The sequence below is a fragment of the Mycolicibacterium sediminis genome (assembly GCF_010731735.1).
Taxonomy (GTDB): Bacteria; Actinomycetota; Actinomycetes; order Mycobacteriales; family Mycobacteriaceae; genus Mycobacterium; species Mycobacterium sediminis.
Map to the genome: position 1 here is coordinate 2,313,560 of NZ_AP022588.1, position 21,777 is coordinate 2,335,336.

The following is a 21,777-nucleotide window of genomic DNA, read 5'->3' on the forward strand; positions in this document are numbered from 1 at the left end:
CTGCCCGAGGTCATCACTTTGAACGGAGCACACATGCCGCGCACCAACCTCTCGATGTCGATCTCGGCCGACGGCTACGTCGCGGGCCCAGACCAGAGCGAGGAGCACCCGCTCGGCGTCGGCGGACAGCTGCTGCACGCCTGGCACATGGGCCCCGACGCGGACCACCCCGTCAACCGCCAGGTGGTCTCGGAGATGCTCGACGGCATGGGCGCGACCATCATGGGCCGCAACATGTTCGGACCCGTCCGCGGCGACTGGGGCGACTCCGACTGGACCGGCTGGTGGGGTGACGAGCCGCCCTACCACTGCCCGGTGTTCGTGCTGACCCACCATGCCCGCGACCCCATCGCGCTCAAGGGGACGACGTTCCACTTCGTCACCGACGGCGTCGAGGTCGCCTACGCCCAGGCCGTCGACGCAGCGGGGGACCGGCCCATCAGCATCGCGGGCGGCGCCTCCTGCGCACGGCAGGCGATCAATGCTGGGATCGTCGACGAGATCGACCTCCAGGTGAACCCCGTCATCCTGGGAGCGGGAGAGCGGTTGTTCGATGGCTTCGCGGCGGGCGTCCCTCGCCTCGAGCTGGAGCGGGTCCTCGAGGCGCCGGGGGTCGCGCATCTGAGGTACCGCGTGGTGCGGTAGCGCCGGTCGCCAGCGGGTGCGCCCCTATTCGTCGACCATTCCAAACTGGTGCAGGTCGCAGGGAAAGTGGCACCTAAACTAGTTTGATCGGACTGTCGATCGAGGGGGCACGGTGGTGGTGTTCGCGGACCTGCGGGCAGCGCAGCCAGGCCTCTGGCATGAAGCTGCGGTCGACCTTCGGTCAGCGTCCGTGCTGCACGACGACAGCTCGGACGAGATCCACGCCAACGGCGTCCAGAAACTCAAGGACAACTGGTTCGATGCTCTCGGCGAGCTGGCACGTGGTGAACTGGTGGCGTTGGCGGACAAGTTCCGAAGCGCCGGGCTGCTCGATGGCGGCGCAGCGTCCGCACTCGACACCCTGCAAGACGCTGTCGACGTCGCGAAACGCGAGTGTGACCAAGCGGTGGAATCTGCCCTCAACAGGGGTCTGACCGTGTCTGCTGACGGACGGGTTGATCTCCCGGCGGACACCGCGGGCCTCGACGTCGAGCTGCTCGAATTCTATCGAGACGACGCTCAGCGGATGATCGACGATGCCGTGGAAGCGGCCACGCAGGCCGACGAAGCTGGACGCTCCGCCATAAATAATCTCAAAGTGGACCCCGACACCACATCAACGGGTAGGGCGCTCGAATTGCAGGCGGGCGCAGTGCAGGATGCGCTCTCGATGATGCGCAACCAGCTTCCGGATGGGCTGACGCCGCAGCAGCAGGCCGAGTGGTGGAACGCTCTGTCCGCCAAGCAGCAACAGGATTTCATGAGGGCCGTCCCGCTCGAACTCAGCCGTCTGGAAGGCATCCCCCAATCGGTGAAGGAGCAACTGAGTTCGTCGGATCGCGGCTACAACGCGTTGGAAACCCTCCAGTACGCCCAGGATCACTGGGACGACACGAGTGATGACATCTTCCCGAATAACTGCGCCCATTTCGTGTCTCAGGCGTTGCGAGCTGGCGGGCTCGACTACAAGGGCAAGTCCACCCTTGACGACAATGGGTGGGGCCGAAGCAAGGCGGGAGAGTGGGGGTGGAATACGCCCGATTTGCCGAAAGTGCCCGAGGTGGAGGGGCTCAGCCACACGAGGTCCTGGTTCAACTCCGAAGCGCAAGAGGAGTTCTTCCTCCGCAACGGCGGTGAGCAGGTCGGCGTCGCGGGCGCGCGGCCGGGTGACGTCGTGTACTTCGATTACGCCGATGGTCCTGGCGTCGGTGAGACCGATGGGGAGGCTCATCACGCCGCATTGGTCACGGGCGTGCTGCCCGACGGCGAAGTCCTCTACACCCAACACACTCCAGGCGCGCAAAGCTCGAGCCTGCAGGGCCGTGTGCCCAGTCTCGAACAGAATGAGGGAAGGCAGCAGATCACCGTAGTGAGGCCAAAGCAGACGTGGTGACAACTAACTCGGGCCAACGTGGAACGCCGCCGCAATCGGTTGGCGGTTGGGTCGGCCTCGCTGCGCTTTCACTAGGTGCAGCGGCTTACGCCGGTGTGAGCGGCATCGGCCAGTACCGTATGCAGACAATCGTCGACAATCCGTGTATCAAGAATGCACTCGACACGTCGGAACTGGAACGGTGGCTGACAGTCTCTGCGGCGGTCCTTCTGAGCATCGCGGCGATTGCCTTCGTTGCCTTGCTCCTCTCAACCAATCGGCAACGTGGGGGCGACGCACTTAGACGTCACGCATGGGGTGGACTCGCAGTAGCCATCCTGCTCTTACTCCCCGTGACCAATCTCGTCGCCGGGGATCCGCTCGGGTTCGACGCCGAGATGCTGCCCAACTGCGTGACGATGGCTCTACTCAATGAGGGGCCATGAACCGGTCGCGCGAGCGAGCTGTTTCTGCCATGGCGGTCGGCGGCTGGGTGGCAGCGTTCGTCGCGCTGTGGGCGCTCGCGGGGTGCCTCGCCATCTTGGTATACCGCGATGAGCAGATCGCCGCCCACCGTTGTCTCCGTGAATTACCGATACCCACCGGATATCTTCAAACAGGACTTTCAGCGTTGGTTCTGAGCGCAGCGCTTGGCGTCGCAACGTTGATGGCGCGCAGCGATAGAAGGCGACGCTTCAGGCGCGCGGCGATTGCGGGAGTGGCCATTCTCGGCACGGTGGCGTTGGCCGCCGTCGTCCAGTACTCGAATGCCTCGACGCCGGGACCGATGCGCGCGGACGCGTGCACTGGGTCCAGTCTCGATTACACCGAAGGACTGACATGACGGACATCCACATCCGCCCCGAAGAAGTGAAGACCTCGGGTGGCCTCATCGACGACAAGGCCGAGGAAGCTCGAACCCGGATCGTCAACCTGTACGACTCGGGCGCCTCCGCCCGCGACGGCAACCGCGGATTCGCCACGGGCCCAGCGGTCGTCGCTTACTGCGATGCAATGCGCGCCGAGATGCTCAACGCAGTAGATCGTCTACAGGAAACCGGTCGAAAGATAGTCGCGGCCGCGCAGGGGATCGACCGCACCGACGACAAGAGTGCGGAATCGATCAGCCGAGTCGCGACCGCACTCGACGGTTCGGTCTCTTAACGAGTCGAGCCGGGGGAGTCGATTCGTCGGTGCCACGCGTTAACCTCCTTTCGAAGTCAACTTCTGGGGGGAACACATGACGTCGACGTCCGACGGCCGCCGATGACGATCACCGTCACCGAGACGCCGCGGCTCAACAGCTCCGAGCGCAGCACCTGGCAAGCGTTGGTCGCTCAGCTCGAGCCCAACGACCTGCTCGTTCCCGGTCAGCGCGTCACCGATCACCTCAAGGACCACGAGGTCGACTTCGTCGTCGGCATCGAAGGGGCGGGGATCGTGTGCCTCGAGGTCAAGGGCGGCGACGTCTGGCACGACGGCGACGGGTGGTGGCAGAAGCGCGGCGGTCGCGACAAGCAGATCGAACCGGTCCGACAGGCCCGTGAGGCCTGCTACGCGCTGCGCGACTTCATCGAGAAGGACCCACGCTGGACGCAGCGCCGGCAGCGCTGGGACCACGTCGTCGTCTTGCCCCACACCGAACTGCCGGCCGACTTCGACCTGCCCGACTGCCCGCGCTGGAAGATCATCGACCGCACCGACCTGCCGCACCTCGTCGACCGGCTGCGAGAGATTCTGGTCCGGCAGGAACTCGAACGGCCCCTCCTGGACCACGCCGGCATCGACCAGTTGCGAACTGCGTTGAGCGGCAGAGGTTTGCCGCAGCGCGACGTCGTCGCCCGTGCCCTCATCAACAACGACGCCGCCGACGCCCTGACCGAGCACCAGGCGGTCATCCTCGATGCAATCCGGCTGCTCAACCGCGTCGAGGTCCGCGGCGGCGCCGGCAGTGGCAAGACCTTCCTCGCGATGGAGCAGGCCCGTCGCCTCGCGCAGCGGGGTCAACGCGTGGCGCTGGTCTGCTACTCCCACGGGTTGGCGTCCTACCTGGAACGCATCGCCGCGACCTGGCCGCGCAACCAGCAACCCGGCTACGTCGGTGAGTTTCACGACCTCGGCAAGAAGTGGGGCGCGCCCGCCGGGCCCGATGAAGCGCTCCGCAACGACGAGACCGTGCAGTTCTGGGAACAGGACCTGCCGCTGCAGATGGCCGACCTTGCAGCCCAGCTGCCGACCGGCCAGCGGTTTGACTCGATCGTCGTCGACGAGGCGCAGGATTTCGCCGACGCGTGGTGGGACCCGCTGCTCGCCGCGCTCAAGGATCCCGTCGACGGCGGCATCTACGTCTTCTCCGACGAGGGGCAGCGGGTCTTCAACCGGCACGGCTCACCGCCGGTGCCGTTGGTCCCGCTGATCCTCGACCACAACCTGCGCAACACCCGCCAGATCGCGAACGCCTTTCAGCCGCTCGTCGACCACCCGATGCGCTTCCTCGGTGGCGAGGGGCCGGCGGTCACGTTCATCCCGTGCCGGCGCGACGAGGCGATGGACGCGGGCGACGACCAGATCGATGCCCTGCTCGACGAGGGCTGGCGCCCCCAGGACGTCGCGCTCCTCACCACCGGCAGCCGGCATCCTGAGCAGACCGAACGCCAGAAGGGCGGGCATAAGGCCTACTGGGACACGTTCTGGGACAACGACCAAGTGTTCTTCGGACACGTCCTTGGGTTCAAGGGCCTCGAGCGTCGCGCGGTGGTCGTCGTCGTCAACGAGGAGAGCAAATTCGAACGCTCCCGCGAACGGCTCTACGTCGGATTGTCCCGTGCGCGTGACCAACTCGTCGTGTGCGGCGATCCCGAGTTCATCCGCGAGGTCGGTGGGCCGGACCTCGCGCGACGGTTGGGAATCTCGGGGCTAGAGAAGTGAGCACGCGCACACGTCAGGCGAAGCCGACACTCCGGAGTGCGTCACGTGCGCGTCGCGCACTTCCGAGGAGTTGCTCGTCATCCAGATCATCCGGGCCGGTTCTAAGTTCCGGCTGAGCAACGTAGGCGTCGGCGTCCTCGAACATCACCTGGAGGATGGGGTAGACGGGCTGTCCGAAAATGCGACGTTCGGACTTCATCAGTACGAGGAACGCGACCTCGAATTCCGTAGCGGTCATCGAGCCCTCGATGAACCGGTCGAGGATGTCGACGTACGCGGAGACATTTGGCAGGTCAGCTGGGTTCCTGGTCATCGGAGCCTTCCATCGTGGGTGCGACCGCCTTGACCGTTCGATCTCTTTGCGGAAGGGGGACTGTGCCTTGCCGCCGCTAAGGGGCTTAGCCCCGAACGCGGCGGTAACGGTGTGTCCGCCGCGCGCCCGTCAACGTTCATTGACGGATTCGGGCGACGCGTCCCGTCCGACGAGCGACCGCCGCCCAACGCTAGGCAAGGATCGCGGCGAGCTGACTGCGCGGCACCGAAACGTCCTGCGCACCAGCGGCTTCGATGGTCCACATGCCCTGGCCGATGAAGAAGATCACGGCGTCGTCGGTCAATGCGAAGTTCTCGTACATCTTCGCGCCGAGCGGGTTGGCGTCCACGGGCGCGCCCTCCAGCCGGGTCTTCAAGTCGTTCTCGACGATCGGGTCGAGGACGGCCACGGGATCCGAGCCGGCCTTGAAGAGGGTGTCGAAGGTAATCGGCGCCTTCGCGGCGAGGTCGTAGTTCATGGCGTCGTAGTACGTCTCGGGATGCGCGCCACCGACGTTGACGTACTCCTGGAACACCAGGCTCGCAGTGCCCGACTCTGGACTCCCCGACCTATACGTGGTGGACGTGATGTCGAGCGCCTTCGGCATCGGACTGACGGGCGGCTCGGTGACGGTCGCGACGAACTGGTCACGCTGACGGGTGAGGACGTCGGCCACAGCCCGCTGGTCCGGGTAGTCGCTCGGGAAGCTCATGTCGATCGTGTAGCCGGCGGTCTCGGTGTGCACCGTGCACACCTTGTCGGGACCGACCCGTCCGCCGAGGTCCGCGCACGCCGACGGGCCGCTGGCCGCCGTGGACGGAGCCGCCGACGTCGTCGTCGCGGATGATGACGCACTGGGCGCCGTCGTGGCTTCCGACGACTCGGCCGCACCATTGGTGTCGCCGCACGCGGTCAGGAGCAGCGCAGCCACACCGACAATCAACGACCTCGCTGCCATGACCGGCTCCCTTCGTCTGGAGCAGTGTGCATCACGGCGACGAGGTGGCGGCGCAGAACGCCTGCTCGGAAACATGGCGGAGGCGGGTGACAATGAGGGCATGGGGATGTCACGCGACGACGGTTCCGAACCGTACTTAGGGGAACCGCCCGCATACGACGCGGCAGGAGCGTCGGCCTACTGGAGTCCCGCACCACCGCCGTCCGACGCGGGCAGTGAGCCCTACCCATCCTCGGTGCCGCCCACCGATCCCGCGCCCGACCACCAGCGTCGGACACTGGCCATCCTGGGCACCGTCGGCGTGGCGCTGGTCGCCGCGATCGTGGTCGCGATCGTGCTGGTGGTGCGAGTCCTCGACGCGGACCCGACGTCCGAGGACCCCGCAGTGGCCTCGCAGACGCCTAGCGCCGAGCCCGTCAGGGAATGCACGCAGGGCGTGTCGGACGGTGAGGTACCGGAGAGTGGCGCGGTGTCAGCGGGCGGGTTGTCCTTCCCCCGGAGTGTCGCGCCGGAGTGGCAACCGAAGGCCGAACACCGGGTGCCGAACTCGGTCGACGCGATATCGCTGGAGGCGGAGATCAGCGACATGACCGACATGACCTGGATCGGCCAACTCACCGTCGGCGTGACCAACGTCGACCAGGATATGAGCCTGACCGATCAGGCACGGCTGATGCTGAAGTGCGTCGTCGAAAGCGAACTCTACGAGCGCGCTTCGCCGTTCGTGGGGGAGGTGACTCCGAAGCCTGGTCGACTCGACGGCGTCCCCACCGTCACGATCGAGGTACCGATCTCCGTCGTCATCCCCGACCCGGCCATCACCGGTGACGATCTCGTCCTGGTCATTGTCGGCACCCGCCCCAGCACCTACTTCCTGGCCACGACGCCCTTCGGCGACGTCGAACGCCAAGCCGTCGTGCGCGCCGCGATGGAGGGATTGCGCGTCTCGCCGGTGTGACCTCACGGCGCGTGCACTGTCGCGGCGGGGAAACTCTTCCGCTACCAACCGATTCACTGTCTGTCGGACAGAGACTTCGGGGCATCGTCCATTGACCCTCGCGCTGCCACGTCCGTGCGGACATCGTCTCGCGGTTTCCAGCCTCGCTTCGACCAGAGTCGTCGCCTGTGAACGGGATGCGTTGCTCAACCGAAGAGGCGGATGTAGGCGGACCGAGCCCGGACTCTCAATTCTTCACCGCTCAGACCACCCGTGAGTCCCCTGAGGCGCGGGTCGGCAACGTATGCGTCGACATCGGCGAACAGTTCGTCCAGGATGTCGAACGACGCACCTACGGCTTGGTTTTGGTCGGACTTGAACGCGGTCAGGTAGTCGTTCTCGAATTGGTCGGGCGTGATCTCCCCGTCAATGAAACGTCTGAGCAAGCGTTCGTAGCTCTCGATCATTCGCCGTTCCCCCGATCCCATCATCGACGGTGGTCTCCATACTTCGAGTCGAATGCCCGCCGTCATGTGCTCGGACATCATCCTGGCGGATTTCACGTGCCCACGAATGCGCGGGACACCCCCGAGGCCTGCCTTGAATTGCGCCTACAACCCGAGCGCCGTCCGCAGCCGGTCGGCGTTCATGCCGCCGGGGAGGCCGGGAAAGCCGTCGAGCAGTTTGACGACATCACCGCGTCGCGTCGGATCGGCGGCGGCCTGCCTTGGCGTGTAGCCATCGAGCGCGGGAATGCGTTGATCGAGCCAGGCGGCTTCGTATCCGCGGACGACGACGTCGAGTGCGGCGGCGACCTCGGGATCGTCGGGCTCGGTCGCGGTAGAGGGCGTCGTGGGTGACAGCTTCCGGAAATCGTCGAGCGGCGTGCGGGTGTCACTCGTGAGCGACAGCGATGCGTCCAGTCGCGACAGCGACTCGAGCACGCGGTCCATCTGTGCCTCGCTGTTGGTGGTGACGGTGAGAGTGTCCGCGTCGACGGTCATGGTGGCGCGGACGCGTTCCATGCCCTGATTGGTCACCTGGTCGCACCACACCGGAGAGCCATCCGCGGTGATGCGGTCGAAGGCGTCGTCGAGCGCGGTGACGAGACGTGCCGCATCCTTGATCCGAAACGTCGCCTCACACATCATCAACAGGTCGCCCTCGGTGTTGACCAGCGTCGGTGGAGCGAACCTGCGGGTCAGGAATTCCACCAGTTCCACGGGGTCGGGCTCGGAGTCCAGTAGCTCGACCAACGGGTTGCGGTCATGCAGGGCAAGGGGTTCGATGCCGCCGAAGAACTGAACGCCGTCACCGATCGGAAGCACGCGGGCGCAGATCAATTGACCCGCCTTCAACTGGCCACTGGCCACGCGCTCGGCCACCTCGTCGACGTCGCCGGTCCGGACGTCGCGCACGGTGACGGATCGGCCTCGATGCACCTGCTCCACCTCGAACACCGAACGATCCACGAGCAGCCACTGCTCGGCCAACAGACGTTCGTCGTCGGGGAGCAGAGCGCCCCTTTTGGCCAAGAAGTCCCCGAACGCGCCGCCCTCGAAGAGGACGACGTCGATGGGTAGGGGATCGTCGAAGCTCGGCGGCTCCAAAGCCTCGGGATCGTCGTACTCGCCGCGCACGTCGGTCACCTCGTCCAGCAACTCAGTCCACGGCGAGTGGAAGACATGCTGACAGGCCTTGGAGTACAGCCACGCAGCCCGATCACGAAGCGGCAGTTGATCGTTGCCGAGGTGACACTTCTTGTACTTCCGACCGGACCCGCACCAGCACGCGTCGTTGCGACCGACGTCGGCACGTGGGGTCGCTCGATGCTTGAGCAGCAGCTGAAACAGCGGATCGTCCTCCTCGGCGCCGGCTCGGCGAAGCAGAGCGAGGCCACGTTCCGCATCACCCCGGTCGGAGGCGAACCGCGCCAGGTCGAGCAGCGTCGGCCAGAACTCGGTGTCCATCGACTCGGCAGCAAGGTACTCACGCTCGGCGTCCTCGACGTCACCCATGTGTTCCAACGCAGCGGCGCGTAGCCAGCGACAGGCGGTCTTCGCACCCCGGCTCACCCGCGGTTCGAGCATCTCTGCCAAACGCGCCAACGCTGCGGGGTCAACCCCGTGGCCGACGGTCTCGTCCAGGACGAGCACGGCAAGCAGGGGGTTGCTGAGTGCCGACCCAACATCCACCAGGTCCTCCTGATGGGCCAGATCCGGCAAGGAGTCGCCGTCGGGGAGGTCCGCGGCCGCGAATGCGCCGTCCAGTTGCTCGCAGGCGCCGACGAGGGTTTGTAGCGCGACGGCGTCTGACACGGCAAGGCCGTAGTGCTGGGCCAGGAACTCGCTCTGAACTCCTGAACGCCAGGATGGAATGTCGAAACCGGGGGGTGCGATGCACGAGACGTCGTGTTGGAGTCCAGCATCGGCGATGATGTCGGCCAGCGGCGGCAGCGGTGACGTGAAGAGCGTCGGGGACTCGAGGCACATGGTCCACACCGCACTGTCAGGGGACGTAGGGCTATCAGGATTGAGTGCCGCGGTCAACGTCGCTGCGACGTCAGTCGACGTATCGACCGCCGGCACGCGCTCGACGACCAGGCCCGCATCCGACAGCCGCACGCCGACGATGTCGCCGACGCTCACCGCCATCTCGCTGAGGGCTCCCGACGGCAAGAGAAGCGCCCCGCCCTCCCCGAAAATCGTCGGCGGGATGCCTCGCTCGTCCAGGACGTCGTCGTCGTCGTAGTCGTCCATCACCACCCTGAGAGGCGTGCCGTCTGCCAGCGCTTCGTACTGCGGGTATTCGCACAGGCGGGTGATGGCATCCAAGTCGGGGCTGACAGTTAGCAGGTCGTGGGTCAGCTCCTCGGCAGTCAGCCGGTGGGTGAACACACGGCCGGCCAGGACAGCCGGCAACCATGCCCACCGCCCGTCGACCAACTCGCCTACTGGAGCGAACATTTCGACCTGAACGACGGGAGCCGGGACGGCCACGCCGTCGGCCCGCAGTCTCGACACGATCTCGTCGGTGGCGAGGGGGCCGTGGGTGATGAGGAGTCGAGAAACCAGGTCCGCCGTTTCGGCTAGGTCCGTCACGGCGCTCAGATTACGCGCCGTAGCGCACTCGATCCGAGATGTCACCGCCCCTCGGTAGCGTCCGCGGCATGAGCGATGCACGCAGGCGCCGTAGCGCCAAGCAGGACCGGCGAGACGCGAAACGAGCACGCAGGCGCCGACCGGTCGCCGACGACGCCCTGCTGATCTCGACGATTCGAGAGGTCATGGCCGGGCCCAAAGAACTCCTCTTGGGAGGGATCGGTCATTGCATCAGTTGGGCTTCACCCGGTCCCCATCCGAAGGAGGAGCCAGAGAAGACGCGCTCACTGGAGGTGTTCATCGGCAACCTCATAGCGCGCAAGTACCGTGAGCTCACCGCACTGCTCGCTCTTTTCGGAGAACTGCTCGTCGACGACGACGCGCTGCGCGAACGATGCCGCCGAGAGGTATCGACGCGGAACGACCGTCTGCCCAGGTGGATCGCCGGCCTGCCTCACGCAAGGGTGAGTCGGGTCATGCGCAGGACGGACGTACTCGGTGATGGCGACGAACTCGTCGTCAGCCTCACGCTCGCCGATGCGACTGAACTAATCCTTTCCGTCCTGCTCGACCACAACCGTCTGTCGTCAGTGATCGACTTCCAGCTCCTCACCGGTCCGTCGGAGTCGGTCGTCGTCCCTTCTCCATCGGACACTGCCTTCGTGGACATGGACCCGGCCGATGCCCGAGCGTGGATCGAGAACGGCCTGCGATTCGAAAGATATGCCCGGCGGCCGAAGGAGTGGCGCGACTTCGCACCCATCGTCAGGTGGATGATCAGTCGGCTACCGGAGGGAGGAGTCGCTTACGAGAAGCCCCACTGGGACGAGGACGCCGTGACAGAGCTGCTCGACGACTTCTTCGCCACGCCCGCGGGCGCTCCGTTCGCGGACGACGACTACCGAGACGTCCTCCTGGAACTATGCGAATCCGGGTTCGGTGACCCGCTGCGGTGGAGCACGTTCCGCATCTCCGACATCTTGCGTCTTCCGTATCACGACGAGCACGTCCCGCTCGAAATTGCGTTGGATGCGCCGGCCCTGCTGCGAGCCTTCGTACCATTCGCTCACTCCCGCAGCGGAATCGGGCAAGATATCACCGGCGACGCACTCAAGACCATCGATGACATGAGCCGCGGCTACAGACGGCGACTCCTCGACGACGCGATGGTCTACTACGACGAAGGAGACGCGGACCCCCGGCCCTGGCGCAGCTACCCGGACCAGGCGTCGTGAGTGGTTGTCTGTCGCATCTGCCAACACCATGCGAACGAGGAAGTACGGTCAAGCATGCGAAACCTGTACCTGCGTAACGTTCCGGACGCGGTCATGGACCGGCTGGAGCGAATGTCGCGCGCGGAAGGAATGTCCCTGAACGCGATGGCGATTCGAGTGGACAACGCGGCGCTCATGGCCACCCTGCCCGACACGGGCATTGCCTCGGAGGACATCGTCGCGGATGTCGACGCCGGACGACGGTGGTCGCCCTAGAATCACGAACTCAGGTCGAGCAGTCACGTCAGGCGGTCCCTCGCCTGCTCGTCGGATGCAAGCCGCGTCGCCCGCTCGAGTGCGCCGCGGTCGCGCACGTCCCGGGCGGAGAGTCGCTGAATGCGATCGCGATAGTCGGCGAAGCCGTGGACGCGAGCGGCGAGGGCGGACAACGCCGTCCGGCGGTCGGACTTGGCCTCGGTGATCAGCGCTCGAATGTCGGGATCGGAGCGGAGCCGGCCACCCTCGGGCTTCTCCGCCGCCTCCCGGTCCAGTGCGATCTGGCGGGCGCTCGCACCGATCTCGGCGAGTTCGTCCCAGAGGTCGATGGGAAGGAACGCCGCCGAGTCCGTAGCCCAGCCGGGGTCGCGGGCAATCTCGGAGGCGATCTTGGCCGCGCAATACGACAACGTCCCCTCGTCGCAGAGGATCATCCGATTCAACGTGTCCGAGTCCGCGGTACTCAATTGCCCTGACCGAAGCTGAGATTCATAGGCCACCGCTCTGGTGCGGAGGTCCCGGTACCGACTGATCGACTCGCCCGCGGACAACGTGACCGTCAGTAGCAACACCAACGCGCACGCCAAGAGCGCTCCCCCCAGGATGGCGAGGGCGGGCTGGCCGGTGAGGCCCACCGCCACGATCGCGGCAGACACCCAGGCGAGGGCAGTGGCGCCCGTCCTGATGCGGAGTTCAGCAGGCATATCCAGATCATCGGGATGCGGCAGTCGCGGCTCGCCCCTATGCCGCGCGGCCACGAATGCCAGGAACTCGCGGTCAGTGTCGATCTTGGGCGCCACGCCGGCGAAACGCTCCCAACGCGACGGCATGTTCGACCTCTGGAAGACGTCCTTCGGACTCACCGAACGCCCCGGTTCCGCCCGCGAAGCCTCTGTCATGGTGCTGCCCCTCCTGCCATCCGAAGGTAACCGTCGACGCCGACAGTGCGCCACCGGGAGCAGCGCTCCGTCGACTCGCTCGTCAGGCGGAACATTCCGGATTCGTTCACGCCAAGATTTCCAGGGGCGCACGAGGCTCGTGTGACTCGCGGGTACGCCCCCGAACCACGCCCCGCTGCTGGTCGCCGGAGAGTTGTGCGGAAGACCCGCCGAGACCGGCCTCGAGGCAGGACTCAGGCTCGCCTGATTGACTTCACCGATGGACTCACGTCGGCGGATGCACACGCCCGCGGTGCGCATCGCGGGCGCGACCGTGGTCGGTCTACTCGCCGCCGCAGCCGGGGTCGCCCGGGGCTACGGCTGGTTCTCGCTGCTGGTCGGGTGGGACGTGCTCGCCGTGACCTACCTGGTGTGGACCTGGGTGGTGCTGTGGCCCTTCGGCCCCGACGAGACGGCCACCCACGCCGAGGACGAGGAGCCCGGCCGTGACACGGTTTTCGTGCTCATCCTCGTCGGCGCGCTCGTCAGCCTCGTCGGCGTCGGCCTGCTGCTCGCGAAGGCCAAGGACGGCAACCTCGGGGTGGCCGCCGTCGCCGTCGGCAGCGTCGTCATCTCCTGGCTGGCCGTGCACACGCTGTTCGCGCTCACCTACGCCAAGGTGTACTTCCAGGAGAAGCCCGTCGGCGGCATCGACTTCAACACCGACGACCCGCCGCGCTACAGCGACTTCGCCTATGTCGCGTACACCGTCGGCATGAGCTTCGCGATCTCCGACACCAACCTCACTTCGTCGCGGATGCGCGCCACCGCGCTCAAGCACGGCCTGCTGTCCTACGTGTTCGGATCGGTGATCGTGGCCTCGGTGGTCAACCTCGTCGCGGGCGGTCTCTAGCTACCTGAACGCCACGACGGCCCCACTACCAGCGCAAATGGTGTAACGTTCGGGTCTGGGAACTAGTCAGTCCGGACCAGGTGGCCATCGACGCCGACCTGCCGAGCCACTGCTCACGCCGGACTCGCCGGTGGCAATCACCCAGTCGGGAATGACCCATGAACGCACCATTCGTCGTTCGACCCATGCAGTATTCGGCCTCCGCGAAGCGCTTCCTGCGCACGCCCACCTTCGGCATCCTGAGCACCCATCCTCCGACGCTGTGCGGACTCGCGACGTTCAGCGTCGCGCTCGCCGTGAACCTCGGCGACCTGGGCGCCGAGGTCGGCGTGGTGCAGATCGAGGACGGACCCCCCTCGCAGAACGACCGCGTCGTCGGTCACCTCGTCAACGGGTCCCCGGCATCGATCGCGGCCTGCTCGGCCCTGCTGAACCGCAACGACGTCGCGATCATCCAGCACGAGTACGGCCTCTACGGCGGAACCGACGGCGACGAGGTCGTCGAGATCATGCGCGGACTGACCGTCCCGGCCATCGTCGTCGCCCACACAGTCCTGAAAGACCCGACGCCGCATCAACGTTCGGTCCTAGAGGACGTCGTCCGCCTCGCCGACCAGGTGGTCGTCATGTCCGACACGGCACGGGAAAGGCTGCGTTCCGGCTTCGCCGTCGACCCGGCCAAGGTCGTCACCATTCCTCACGGTGCGGCCCTGCCCACCACCCCCGCGCTCAAGCGCTCCGGCCGGCCCACCCTGCTGACCTGGGGTCTCATCGGCCCGGGCAAGGGCATCGAGCGGGTCATCGAGGCGATGGTGTCGCTCAAGCAGCTGCCCGGACGTCCGCAGTACCTGATCGCCGGCCAGACCCACCCCAAGGTCCTCGCCAGCCAAGGCGAGGCCTACCGCGAGGGCCTGGTCGAGCAGGCCGAGCGGCTCGGCGTATCCGACTGCGTGTCGTTCGACGCCCGCTACCGGAGCCCCAAGTCCGTCACCGCGCTGATCCAGACCGCCGCGGCCGTCGTGCTTCCCTACGACTCCAAGGACCAGGTCACCTCCGGCGTACTGGTCGACTCGCTGGCCAGCGGACGGCCCGTGGTCGCGACCGCCTTCCCGCACGCGACGGAACTGCTCAGCGGCGGAGCAGGATCCGTCGTCGGCCACGACGACGCGGCCGGACTGGTGAACGTCCTCAACAAGTTGCTCACCGACCCGCGGGTCGCCGGGACCATGGCCAACGAGGCCCGACAGCTCGCCCCGACGATGGCCTGGCCGGTGGTCGCCGCGGCGTACGTCGACGTGGCGCAACGGCTCCTCTCGGCGCGGGCGGCAGTGGCGTGACTGCGATCCCGTTCGATCACCTGTTGTCACTCACCGACCACAAGGGCACCTTCGAGCACGCGCTGCTGACGGTGCCGCGCCGCGAACACGGGTACTGCGTCGACGACATGGCCCGCGTCCTCGTCGTCGCGACCATCGAGCCCGACACCACCGGGCTGATGAACGGGCTCGCCGGCAAGGCGCTGCGGTTCCTCAACGACGCGCAGTCCTTCAATGGCGCCTGCCGCAACCGGATGGACGTCGGCGGGCACTGGACCGACCTCCCCACCACCGAGGACCACTGGGGTCGCTGCCTCTGGGCGCTGGGCACCGCCGCCGCCCACAGCGACGTCAGCCTGGTCCGCAAGCTGGCGGTCATCCAGTTCGACCGGGCCGCCGCGATGCGGTCGCGCTGGCCGCGGGCGATGGCGTTCGCCGCCGTGGGCGCCGCCGAACTGCTGACCGTCGAACCCGGCCACCGCGCTGCCGTCGCACTGCTCACCGACTACGTGTCGACCCTCGACCCGCCCACCGGAGACGCGGCCTGGCCGTGGCCCGAGCCCCGACTCACCTACGCCAATGCCGTTCTCGCCGAAGCGATGATCGCCGCCGGCGTCGCACTCGAACGCGCCGACCTGCGCGACCGGGGTCTGGACCTGCTGGAGTGGCTCGTCGGCTACGAGACCTCCGACGGACACCTCTCACCCACCCCGGTGGGGGGACGCGGACCGGACGACGCCCAGCCCGGATTCGATCAGCAGCCCATTGAGATCGCCGCGATCGCCGCCGCCTGCGGCCGTGCCGCCGACGCAGATCCCCGGTCCATCTGGCCCGAGACCGTCCTGCTCGCCCAGGCCTGGTTCAACGGCGCCAACGACGCCGGCCTGACCATGTGGGATCCGGCGACCGGCGGCGGCTTCGACGGGCTGCACGCCGACGGTGTCAACCAGAATCAGGGCGCCGAGTCGACGCTCGCCGCGATGGCCACCATGCAGCTGGCTCGCCGTTACACCCCTGTCCCACTGTGACTTCGGGGACGTCCCCGCTCGCCACGCGGCTCCCGCAGCGCGTCGCAGCCGACCCGTCGCGTGTCATCACCCAACTCTTCGTCCCCGGGCAGGAGGGCTTCGAGCAACAGGAATCGCGTGCCAGCGCCGTGCTCAAGCGCATTCTCGCGCTCAGCGACGACGACGTGGACGCCGCCCTGAGCGACCTCGCGGTCCGCTTCGACGGACGCCACCGCGACCTGAACGGCACATTCGCCCGGCACGCCCGTGAACTCGCCGACCGGCTCGACCCCGATCGCGACCTCTCCGCGGCAAGGACGCTGCTGCTCGGTGCCACGTTCACCAGCGAGTACTCGATCGAGGGTGCGGCACTGTGCAACCCGAGCATCGTCGCCCACCCCGACCAGGCGGGAGTGCCCGCAGGCAGCCTGCGCTTCGCGATGAGCGTCCGTGGAATAGGGGAGGGGCACCGCTCCACCATCGGGTTCCGCAGCGGCGTCGTGGACGCCTCCGGCCGGGCCGTCATCGACGTCGCCGGTCCGTTCGCCGGAACCGCAGCCGCCACGCCCGCGCCGCTGGACAAGGCCGTCTTCCGTGCCGAGCTCGCCGGGGTGCGGGGCGCCGGTGAGGTGGCCGACTTCGTCCTCCGCGCGCTCGGCGACCGGTTCACGCACGGTCAACTCGAGGAGCGGCTCGCCAAACTCCGCAGGGGCCTGGCCACCCGTAACCGCGCCGAGCAGACCATCGCCCTGGTCCGGGACATCGCCGAACGGTTCTACGCCGTCGAGTTCGACTCCGAGACAGAGCTTTCCGAGCGCGTGCTCTGGCCGGCAATCGCTGCCGAGGGGGCGGGCATGGAGGACGCCCGATTCGTCCGCTTCACCGAGGACGACGGCTCGGTCAGCTACTACGCGACCTACACCGCCTACAGCGGCTCCACCATCAGCCAGCAGTTGCTGACCACCACCGACTTCAGGTCGTTCACCTCGGGGCCACTCGTCGGACCCGCCGCGGCCAACAAGGGTCTCGCGCTGTTCCCCCGCAAGATCGGCGGCCTATACGCGGCCATGTCGCGCGCGGACCGCGAGAACAACACCGTCGCGTTCGCCGACCACCTGTCGGTGTGGCCGAGCGCGTCCCCGTGCCAGACGCCGACCGAGTCGTGGGAGGCACTGCAGCTCGGAAACTGCGGCGCACCAATCGAAACCGAGGCCGGCTGGCTCGTGCTCACCCACGGCGTGGGCCCCATGCGCACCTACAGCATCGGCGCACTCCTGCTCGACCTCGACGACCCGACCACCGTCATCGGCCGGCTGCGGCACCCGCTGCTGAGCCCCGCGCCCGACGAGCAGAACGGCTACGTGCCCAACGTCGTCTACTCCTGTGGAGCGCTCGTCCACGCCGACACCCTGGTGATCCCGTACGGCATCGCCGACGGCGCGATCGGCCTGGCGACCGTCCCCCTGCCCGACCTGGTGGCCGAGCTGACCGCATGACGTGCCACGTTGCCGCTCACACCGGCCGTCCGTAGGCTGAGCCCAACGCCGTTGCGCGTCGCCGTCCGGACCCCCGTGATCGGCGACGCCCCGGCTGCCGGGGTGACACCACCGCCCGCTCGACGGACCGAGGACGCCATGGCCATCGCCGACATCGCCGAATACGCCCATCTCAGCTCCGACGACGTCGAACGCCTCGCAATCGACCTCGACCTGATCCGCCGCGACGTCGAGAAGTCCCTCGGCGCCGACGACGCGGCCTACATCAAGCGGGCCATCGCCTTCCAGCGCGTGCTCGACGTGGCGGCCCGCGTGGTCATCGCCGGGAGCCGGTCGCGCGGCGGCTGGTGGGCCGGCACCCTCGCGCTGGCCTACGCCAAGTCCGTCGAGAACATGGAGCTGGCCCATAACATCAGCCACGGCCAGTGGGACTGGATGAACGACCCCGAGATCCACTCGACGACCTGGGAGTGGGACCAGGTGGGCTCGTCGGCACAGTGGCGCTACTCGCACAACTACCGCCACCACGTGTTCAGCAACATCGTCGGCGTCGACGACGATCTCGGCTTCGGTGTCATGCGCGTCACCCGTGACCAGGCCTGGGAACGTCAACATCTGTTCCAGCCGCTGCGGAACGTCCTGCTGGCAGCGGGTTTCGAGTGGGGCATCGGCCTGCACGACTTCTACTCCGAGCGTGACCGCGTCGAGAGCCCGGAGGCCAAGTCCGAAGAGCGCTGGGTGTTCATTCGCAAGATCGCCCGCCAGATGGGTAAGGACTACGTGCTCGTGCCCGCGCTCAGCGGGCGACGGTGGCGCCGCACCCTGGGCGCCAACGTCACGGCCAACGTGCTGCGCAACGTCTGGACCAACGTCGTCATCCTCTGCGGGCACTTCCCCGACGGCGCACACAAGTTCGACGAGGCCGTCCTCGAGAACGAGACCCGCGGCGAGTGGTACCTCCGGCAGATGCTCGGTGCCGCGAACTTCACCGCCGGCCGCGCGCTGGCCTTCTCCACCGGCGGCCTCTGCTACCAGATCGAGCACCACCTGTTCCCCGAACTGCCGAGCAACCGGCACCACGAGATCAGCCTGCGGGTCAGGGCGCTGTGCGAGGAGTACGGCCTGCCCTACGCGACGGCTTCGCTTCCGCGGCAGTACTTCTCGACGCTGAGCACCATCCACCGCCTCGCAGTGCCCGATGACTTCCGGCCGATCAAGCGGCTGCGCGAGCGCCTGCGGGTCTAGGTCCCGTGAGGTCGACGTTCGCCGCCGACGTCCAGGTGATCGTGGGGCCGGTGCTCGCCGAGCGCGGGTTCGTCCTCGACGAGGTGGACGACCTGCCCGACGAGGGCGGCAGAGAGCGTCACGTCGTCTACTACCGGTCGGCGGACTGCAAGATCCAGGTCTATCAGTCCATCCGCGACGGCGAGGTCAACGTCATGATCGGCGCGCTGGCCGCTGCGAACGCGTTCGGCCTGCGCGCGGAGAAGTGGCAGTTCCTCGGCAGGTTCACCGACCGTCCCGGCGAGGTGACCGCGGACATGATCAGTGCGGCGAAAGCCGAATTCCGCTCGTATGCAAACCCGCTGGAGTGGGTGCGCGACCGCATCGTCACCCAGTGGGACGCGGCGCGCCGCGGCATCCTCGAGATGTACGGGTCGGTGTAACGGGCTCACCCGTCGGAGCTGAAGCGAGGCTCCGATCCGACGACGTGGACCTCGCCCCAGTCGCCCTCGACGACAATGGACTCACCGTCGCGCCGGAGCACGTCGACGCTGCCCAGGTCCGTCTCGCCCGCGGCATCGGTGGAGGACGTCGTCGACCGCCGCAGCCAGTCGATCCGGGAGGCCGCCGGGAAGGTCAGCGTCCCGGGTTCGTAGCAGTGGTGCTCACCGACGCGCGGCGGGTGGTACGCGGGATGGTCGGGAGTCAGCACGGCGTCCAGCGCGAAGGTCAGCGACGAGCCGTCCTGGGCGATGGAGAGGACGAAGCTGTCCTCGAGGTAGACGCCGCTCAGTCCGGAGAAGGCCGCGTAGTCGATCACGCGGGCGTCAGATCGGGCCCGCCAGGTCGGCCATCGCGTACGCCCCCCACAGCATCGTCAGCTGGATGACACAACCCAGCAGGGGCGCCCAGAATGCCACCCGACGCCGAGCGAGGTAGTAGATCGCCAGGCCGACGAAGAAGACGCCGACGGGGATGGACCCCACGGCAGTCCACATCGCCCGGCCGATCCACGCCTCGTCACCGCAGTCGACGTAGGCGCAGTTGTCGATGCTCATCGGCAGCGCGATGAACAGCATGAAGGCGATCGGCCACAGCCCCACCTGAGCGAGCATCAGCAGGACGCTGACGACGGTGTCCGCGACCCGGCCGCCACTGCCACCGGTCGACCCGATGACGTCGGTCCCGCCATGCTGATCCGACACCGAGCCCGGCCCCTCAAACGCGTCCGACACGTCGTCCCCCTCCGCCGTGGAAAGCCTATCGCCGTCCGGAGGATGGCTCTGTCGGCAAAACCGCACTCGTGCGGCGGAAGGCATGCCATCATTCCGCCCGGGGGTCGGTGCGTCGCGTCGGCGAGACGAAGGGTTGGTGTCGCGTGCGAGACGTACCGGTGCGAGTACGTCCCGTCGGCTATGCGGGATTCCTGCTGGGCTCGACGGCGGCTGCGCTGCTCCTCGGCGCGGGGATCGCCCAGGCTGACGAAGGCCCGTCGGCGGCGACCGCCGGTGCGCCCGGAGCGAGCAGCGAGCAGTCGAAGGCCACCTCGGGCCTGGGTCCCACGGCGGGTACCGGCCCGGCAGCATTGCAGGGCATCGGGGGACTGTCCGGCTCCACCGAGCGGACGGGTGGACCCACCACGGGCCTCTCGACGCCGACCACCCGCGTCGGCAACGGCCGCGAGGGCGGCATCTCGGCCACCCGGTCCGACGACACGCCTCGCAGCGGTCGCTCAACGCTCATCAGCATCCCGTCCACGGCACGGCCGACGACGCAACGAACCGCGACGTCGCCGTGGGGCCTCACCACCGGATCGACCCGCGCCAATCTGTCTACGGTGCAACCCGATACGACGGGGTCGAGCGGCGCGCAGCTGCCCACGGCGTCCCCGGCGCCGTCCATCCGCCTGGCGACCACCCCGTCGATTCCCGAGCCGGGCCATCTGGTCCGACAGCTCACCGGCCTCACCGTCGACGTCACCGCGTTCGGCGCCTCCTTCGTCAACAACATCGCCGTCGAGGTCGCCCGCGGGTTCGGTCCGAAGTTCCTCGGCGGGGGACCGTACGTCGCCGTCTCGGCCATCGCCGACGCCGCCGGGAACGTCAGCAAGGTCCTGACCGACACGCCCCTGAACCTGACGTCGACCGGGCCGTTCCCGGTGAACTACGGGGTGTTCGAACCGTTGGCGTGGCTCAACCCCAACATCGTGCCCGCGGGTGCGAACGACCCGAGCATCACCGTCACCCCCGAGCATCCGTTGCCGATCATCCTGATCAACGGCACGGCGGAACCCTCGGGCTTCAACTGGAGCGTCGGCGCGCCCGTGCTCGCGAACGCCGGCTACAAGGTCTACACCTTCGACTACGGCAGGAACGGCTACATCCCGAACTTCTTCGTCAGGGGACTGGGCGACATCGCCGTGTCGGCGCAGGAGCTGTCCGACGAGATCGACACGGTGCTCGCCGAAACCGGTGCGCCACAGGTGATCCTGATCGGCCACTCGCAGGGCGGCGGGACGCTGCCGGCCTACTACCTCAACGTGCTCGGTGGCAACGCGAAGGTGTCGCAGTTCATCGGCATCGCCCCGAGCAACCACGGCACCGACGTCAACTTCCTGGCGTACGCGTTCACGCTGCCGGTGTTCGGGCCGCTGTTCTCCGGGGTGCTGGGGAGGGTCTTCCCGGCTCTCGAGCAGCAGAGCATCACGTCGCAGTTCCAGGAACTCGTCTTCGGCGACGGCGACACCCGGCCCGGCACCATTTACACCACGCTGGTGTCGACCTACGACGAGGTGCTGACGCCCTACGAGCGGCAGTTCCTCGACGGCCCGAACGTCACGAACATCGTTCTGCAGGACCAGTACCCGGGCTTCCTGGGCGGCCACCTGGGCGTGACCGTCAGCCCCATCACGTGGAACTACGTGCTCGAGGCGCTGGCGTCGAACCCGGCTGCCAGTCCGGCCAATCCGCTCATGGCCCCGCTGATCGTCTCCGCCGCATAGGCCACGTCAGCGGGGGTTGAGTACAGCCGGGAGATGACACACGTAGTGCCCGCCTCTGAGCGACACGTCGCGACAAGGGCGGAGGCTGGAAATAGTCACCCGCAAGGCAGCCCGTGCCCGTTGACGACGTGGGCGCCGCGACATGGACGTGTTGTCGCGACTTGTCGCTCAGAGGCGGGCACGAGCAACACGGCCGCC

24 protein-coding genes are annotated in these 21,777 nt (G+C 67.4%); 16 read left to right on the forward strand and 8 right to left on the reverse strand.

Annotated elements, in window-relative coordinates:
* Positions 1 to 33 precede the first annotated feature (33 nt).
* The 6 genes from G6N64_RS11060 to G6N64_RS11085 all read left to right on the forward strand — a co-directional run bounded on the left by G6N64_RS11060 (position 34) and on the right by G6N64_RS11085 (position 4,945).
* A complete protein-coding gene (locus G6N64_RS11060) occupies positions 34 to 645 on the forward strand; it encodes a dihydrofolate reductase family protein (RefSeq protein ID WP_163796925.1) in 612 nt (203 codons plus the stop codon).
* A gap of 112 nt (positions 646 to 757) precedes the next feature.
* A complete protein-coding gene (locus tag G6N64_RS11065; RefSeq protein WP_163796926.1) occupies positions 758 to 2,038 on the forward strand; it encodes an amidase domain-containing protein in 1,281 nt (426 codons plus the stop codon).
* Positions 2,035 to 2,463: a hypothetical protein gene (locus G6N64_RS11070; RefSeq protein ID WP_163796927.1), complete on the forward strand. Its 429-nt coding sequence runs from the start codon at positions 2,035 to 2,037 to the stop codon at positions 2,461 to 2,463. Before G6N64_RS11065 ends, G6N64_RS11070 begins: the two co-directional genes overlap by 4 nt.
* Positions 2,460 to 2,861 (forward strand): hypothetical protein, encoded by a 402-nt coding sequence (locus G6N64_RS11075; RefSeq protein ID WP_163796928.1) that lies wholly within the window; start codon positions 2,460 to 2,462, stop codon positions 2,859 to 2,861. Before G6N64_RS11070 ends, G6N64_RS11075 begins: the two co-directional genes overlap by 4 nt.
* Complete coding sequence (locus G6N64_RS11080; protein ID WP_163796929.1) at positions 2,858 to 3,181, forward strand: hypothetical protein; 324 nt, start codon at positions 2,858 to 2,860, stop codon at positions 3,179 to 3,181. The genes G6N64_RS11075 and G6N64_RS11080 overlap by 4 nt, the downstream gene beginning before the upstream one ends.
* Positions 3,182 to 3,283: 102 nt before the next feature.
* On the forward strand, positions 3,284 to 4,945 hold the full coding sequence (locus G6N64_RS11085) for an ATP-binding domain-containing protein (RefSeq protein WP_163796930.1): 1,662 nt from the start codon (positions 3,284 to 3,286) through the stop codon (positions 4,943 to 4,945).
* A 13-nt stretch (positions 4,946 to 4,958) separates the two neighbouring features.
* Here G6N64_RS11085 and G6N64_RS11090 read toward each other — a convergent pair whose 3' ends face one another.
* The gene (locus G6N64_RS11090; RefSeq protein WP_163796931.1) at positions 4,959 to 5,258 is read right to left on the reverse strand and encodes a colicin immunity domain-containing protein; all 300 of its coding nucleotides are present in this window, start codon (positions 5,256 to 5,258) and stop codon (positions 4,959 to 4,961) included.
* A 190-nt stretch (positions 5,259 to 5,448) separates the two neighbouring features.
* Entirely contained in the window at positions 5,449 to 6,216 is a 768-nt protein-coding gene (locus G6N64_RS11095; RefSeq protein WP_163796932.1) for an esterase, read from the reverse strand.
* A 100-nt stretch (positions 6,217 to 6,316) separates the two neighbouring features.
* On the opposite strand from G6N64_RS11095, the gene G6N64_RS11100 reads away from it, so the two are divergent.
* Positions 6,317 to 7,174: a hypothetical protein gene (locus G6N64_RS11100; protein ID WP_163796933.1), complete on the forward strand. Its 858-nt coding sequence runs from the start codon at positions 6,317 to 6,319 to the stop codon at positions 7,172 to 7,174.
* Positions 7,175 to 7,359: 185 nt separating this feature from the next.
* On the opposite strand, the gene G6N64_RS11105 is transcribed toward G6N64_RS11100, so the two are convergent.
* From G6N64_RS11105 to G6N64_RS11115, 3 genes are all read right to left on the reverse strand, one after another.
* Complete coding sequence (locus G6N64_RS11105) at positions 7,360 to 7,620, reverse strand: colicin immunity domain-containing protein (protein ID WP_163796934.1); 261 nt, start codon at positions 7,618 to 7,620, stop codon at positions 7,360 to 7,362.
* A 144-nt stretch (positions 7,621 to 7,764) separates the two neighbouring features.
* Positions 7,765 to 10,254 (reverse strand): SEC-C metal-binding domain-containing protein, encoded by a 2,490-nt coding sequence (locus G6N64_RS11110; protein ID WP_163796935.1) that lies wholly within the window; start codon positions 10,252 to 10,254, stop codon positions 7,765 to 7,767.
* A 284-nt stretch (positions 10,255 to 10,538) separates the two neighbouring features.
* The gene (locus tag G6N64_RS11115; RefSeq protein WP_163796936.1) at positions 10,539 to 10,712 is read right to left on the reverse strand and encodes a hypothetical protein; all 174 of its coding nucleotides are present in this window, start codon (positions 10,710 to 10,712) and stop codon (positions 10,539 to 10,541) included.
* A gap of 18 nt (positions 10,713 to 10,730) precedes the next feature.
* Here G6N64_RS11115 and G6N64_RS11120 point away from each other — a divergent pair, with 18 nt between their 5' ends.
* Positions 10,731 to 11,489, forward strand: a complete 759-nt coding sequence (locus G6N64_RS11120; RefSeq protein ID WP_163796937.1) for a hypothetical protein — start codon at positions 10,731 to 10,733, stop codon at positions 11,487 to 11,489.
* A gap of 54 nt (positions 11,490 to 11,543) precedes the next feature.
* Positions 11,544 to 11,744, forward strand: coding sequence for an antitoxin (locus tag G6N64_RS11125; protein WP_163796938.1), 201 nt, complete (start codon positions 11,544 to 11,546; stop codon positions 11,742 to 11,744).
* A 23-nt stretch (positions 11,745 to 11,767) separates the two neighbouring features.
* Here G6N64_RS11125 and G6N64_RS11130 read toward each other — a convergent pair whose 3' ends face one another.
* The gene (locus tag G6N64_RS11130) at positions 11,768 to 12,448 is read right to left on the reverse strand and encodes a hypothetical protein (RefSeq protein WP_163796939.1); all 681 of its coding nucleotides are present in this window, start codon (positions 12,446 to 12,448) and stop codon (positions 11,768 to 11,770) included.
* A 454-nt stretch (positions 12,449 to 12,902) separates the two neighbouring features.
* Here G6N64_RS11130 and G6N64_RS11135 point away from each other — a divergent pair, with 454 nt between their 5' ends.
* From G6N64_RS11135 to G6N64_RS11160, 6 genes are all read left to right on the forward strand, one after another.
* Positions 12,903 to 13,535: a DUF1345 domain-containing protein gene (locus G6N64_RS11135; RefSeq protein ID WP_246231105.1), complete on the forward strand. Its 633-nt coding sequence runs from the start codon at positions 12,903 to 12,905 to the stop codon at positions 13,533 to 13,535.
* A gap of 158 nt (positions 13,536 to 13,693) precedes the next feature.
* A complete protein-coding gene (locus G6N64_RS11140) occupies positions 13,694 to 14,872 on the forward strand; it encodes a glycosyltransferase (protein ID WP_163796940.1) in 1,179 nt (392 codons plus the stop codon).
* Positions 14,873 to 14,895: 23 nt separating this feature from the next.
* Positions 14,896 to 15,879, forward strand: a complete 984-nt coding sequence (locus tag G6N64_RS11145) for a glycosyltransferase (protein ID WP_246231106.1) — start codon at positions 14,896 to 14,898, stop codon at positions 15,877 to 15,879.
* A complete protein-coding gene (locus G6N64_RS11150; protein WP_163796942.1) occupies positions 15,876 to 17,354 on the forward strand; it encodes a glycoside hydrolase family 130 protein in 1,479 nt (492 codons plus the stop codon). The genes G6N64_RS11145 and G6N64_RS11150 overlap by 4 nt, the downstream gene beginning before the upstream one ends.
* Positions 17,355 to 17,492: 138 nt before the next feature.
* Entirely contained in the window at positions 17,493 to 18,599 is a 1,107-nt protein-coding gene (locus tag G6N64_RS11155; RefSeq protein ID WP_163801614.1) for a fatty acid desaturase family protein, read from the forward strand.
* Between the two features lie 5 nt (positions 18,600 to 18,604).
* On the forward strand, positions 18,605 to 19,021 hold the full coding sequence (locus G6N64_RS11160; protein ID WP_163796943.1) for a hypothetical protein: 417 nt from the start codon (positions 18,605 to 18,607) through the stop codon (positions 19,019 to 19,021).
* 5 nt (positions 19,022 to 19,026) lie between these two features.
* On the opposite strand, the gene G6N64_RS11165 is transcribed toward G6N64_RS11160, so the two are convergent.
* Positions 19,027 to 19,398, reverse strand: a complete 372-nt coding sequence (locus G6N64_RS11165; protein WP_163796944.1) for a hypothetical protein — start codon at positions 19,396 to 19,398, stop codon at positions 19,027 to 19,029.
* Between the two features lie 7 nt (positions 19,399 to 19,405).
* Positions 19,406 to 19,813, reverse strand: coding sequence for a hypothetical protein (locus G6N64_RS11170; RefSeq protein WP_163796945.1), 408 nt, complete (start codon positions 19,811 to 19,813; stop codon positions 19,406 to 19,408).
* A 158-nt stretch (positions 19,814 to 19,971) separates the two neighbouring features.
* Here G6N64_RS11170 and G6N64_RS11175 point away from each other — a divergent pair, with 158 nt between their 5' ends.
* Complete coding sequence (locus G6N64_RS11175; RefSeq protein WP_163796946.1) at positions 19,972 to 21,579, forward strand: esterase/lipase family protein; 1,608 nt, start codon at positions 19,972 to 19,974, stop codon at positions 21,577 to 21,579.
* Positions 21,580 to 21,777 lie beyond the last annotated feature (198 nt).

Coding starts and splice junctions, on each gene's coding strand:
- G6N64_RS11060 (WP_163796925.1), top strand. CDS start 34: ATGCCGCGCACCAACCTCTCGATGTCGATCTCGGCCGACGGCTACGTC.
- G6N64_RS11075 (WP_163796928.1), top strand. CDS start 2,460: ATGAACCGGTCGCGCGAGCGAGCTGTTTCTGCCATGGCGGTCGGCGGC.
- G6N64_RS11080 (WP_163796929.1), top strand. CDS start 2,858: ATGACGGACATCCACATCCGCCCCGAAGAAGTGAAGACCTCGGGTGGC.
- G6N64_RS11085 (WP_163796930.1), top strand. CDS start 3,284: ATGACGATCACCGTCACCGAGACGCCGCGGCTCAACAGCTCCGAGCGC.
- G6N64_RS11090 (WP_163796931.1), bottom strand. CDS start 5,258: ATGACCAGGAACCCAGCTGACCTGCCAAATGTCTCCGCGTACGTCGAC.
- G6N64_RS11095 (WP_163796932.1), bottom strand. CDS start 6,216: ATGGCAGCGAGGTCGTTGATTGTCGGTGTGGCTGCGCTGCTCCTGACC.
- G6N64_RS11100 (WP_163796933.1), top strand. CDS start 6,317: ATGGGGATGTCACGCGACGACGGTTCCGAACCGTACTTAGGGGAACCG.
- G6N64_RS11105 (WP_163796934.1), bottom strand. CDS start 7,620: ATGATCGAGAGCTACGAACGCTTGCTCAGACGTTTCATTGACGGGGAG.
- G6N64_RS11120 (WP_163796937.1), top strand. CDS start 10,731: ATGCGCAGGACGGACGTACTCGGTGATGGCGACGAACTCGTCGTCAGC.
- G6N64_RS11125 (WP_163796938.1), top strand. CDS start 11,544: ATGCGAAACCTGTACCTGCGTAACGTTCCGGACGCGGTCATGGACCGG.
- G6N64_RS11130 (WP_163796939.1), bottom strand. CDS start 12,448: ATGCCTGCTGAACTCCGCATCAGGACGGGCGCCACTGCCCTCGCCTGG.
- G6N64_RS11135 (WP_246231105.1), top strand. CDS start 12,903: ATGGACTCACGTCGGCGGATGCACACGCCCGCGGTGCGCATCGCGGGC.
- G6N64_RS11140 (WP_163796940.1), top strand. CDS start 13,694: ATGAACGCACCATTCGTCGTTCGACCCATGCAGTATTCGGCCTCCGCG.
- G6N64_RS11155 (WP_163801614.1), top strand. CDS start 17,493: ATGGCCATCGCCGACATCGCCGAATACGCCCATCTCAGCTCCGACGAC.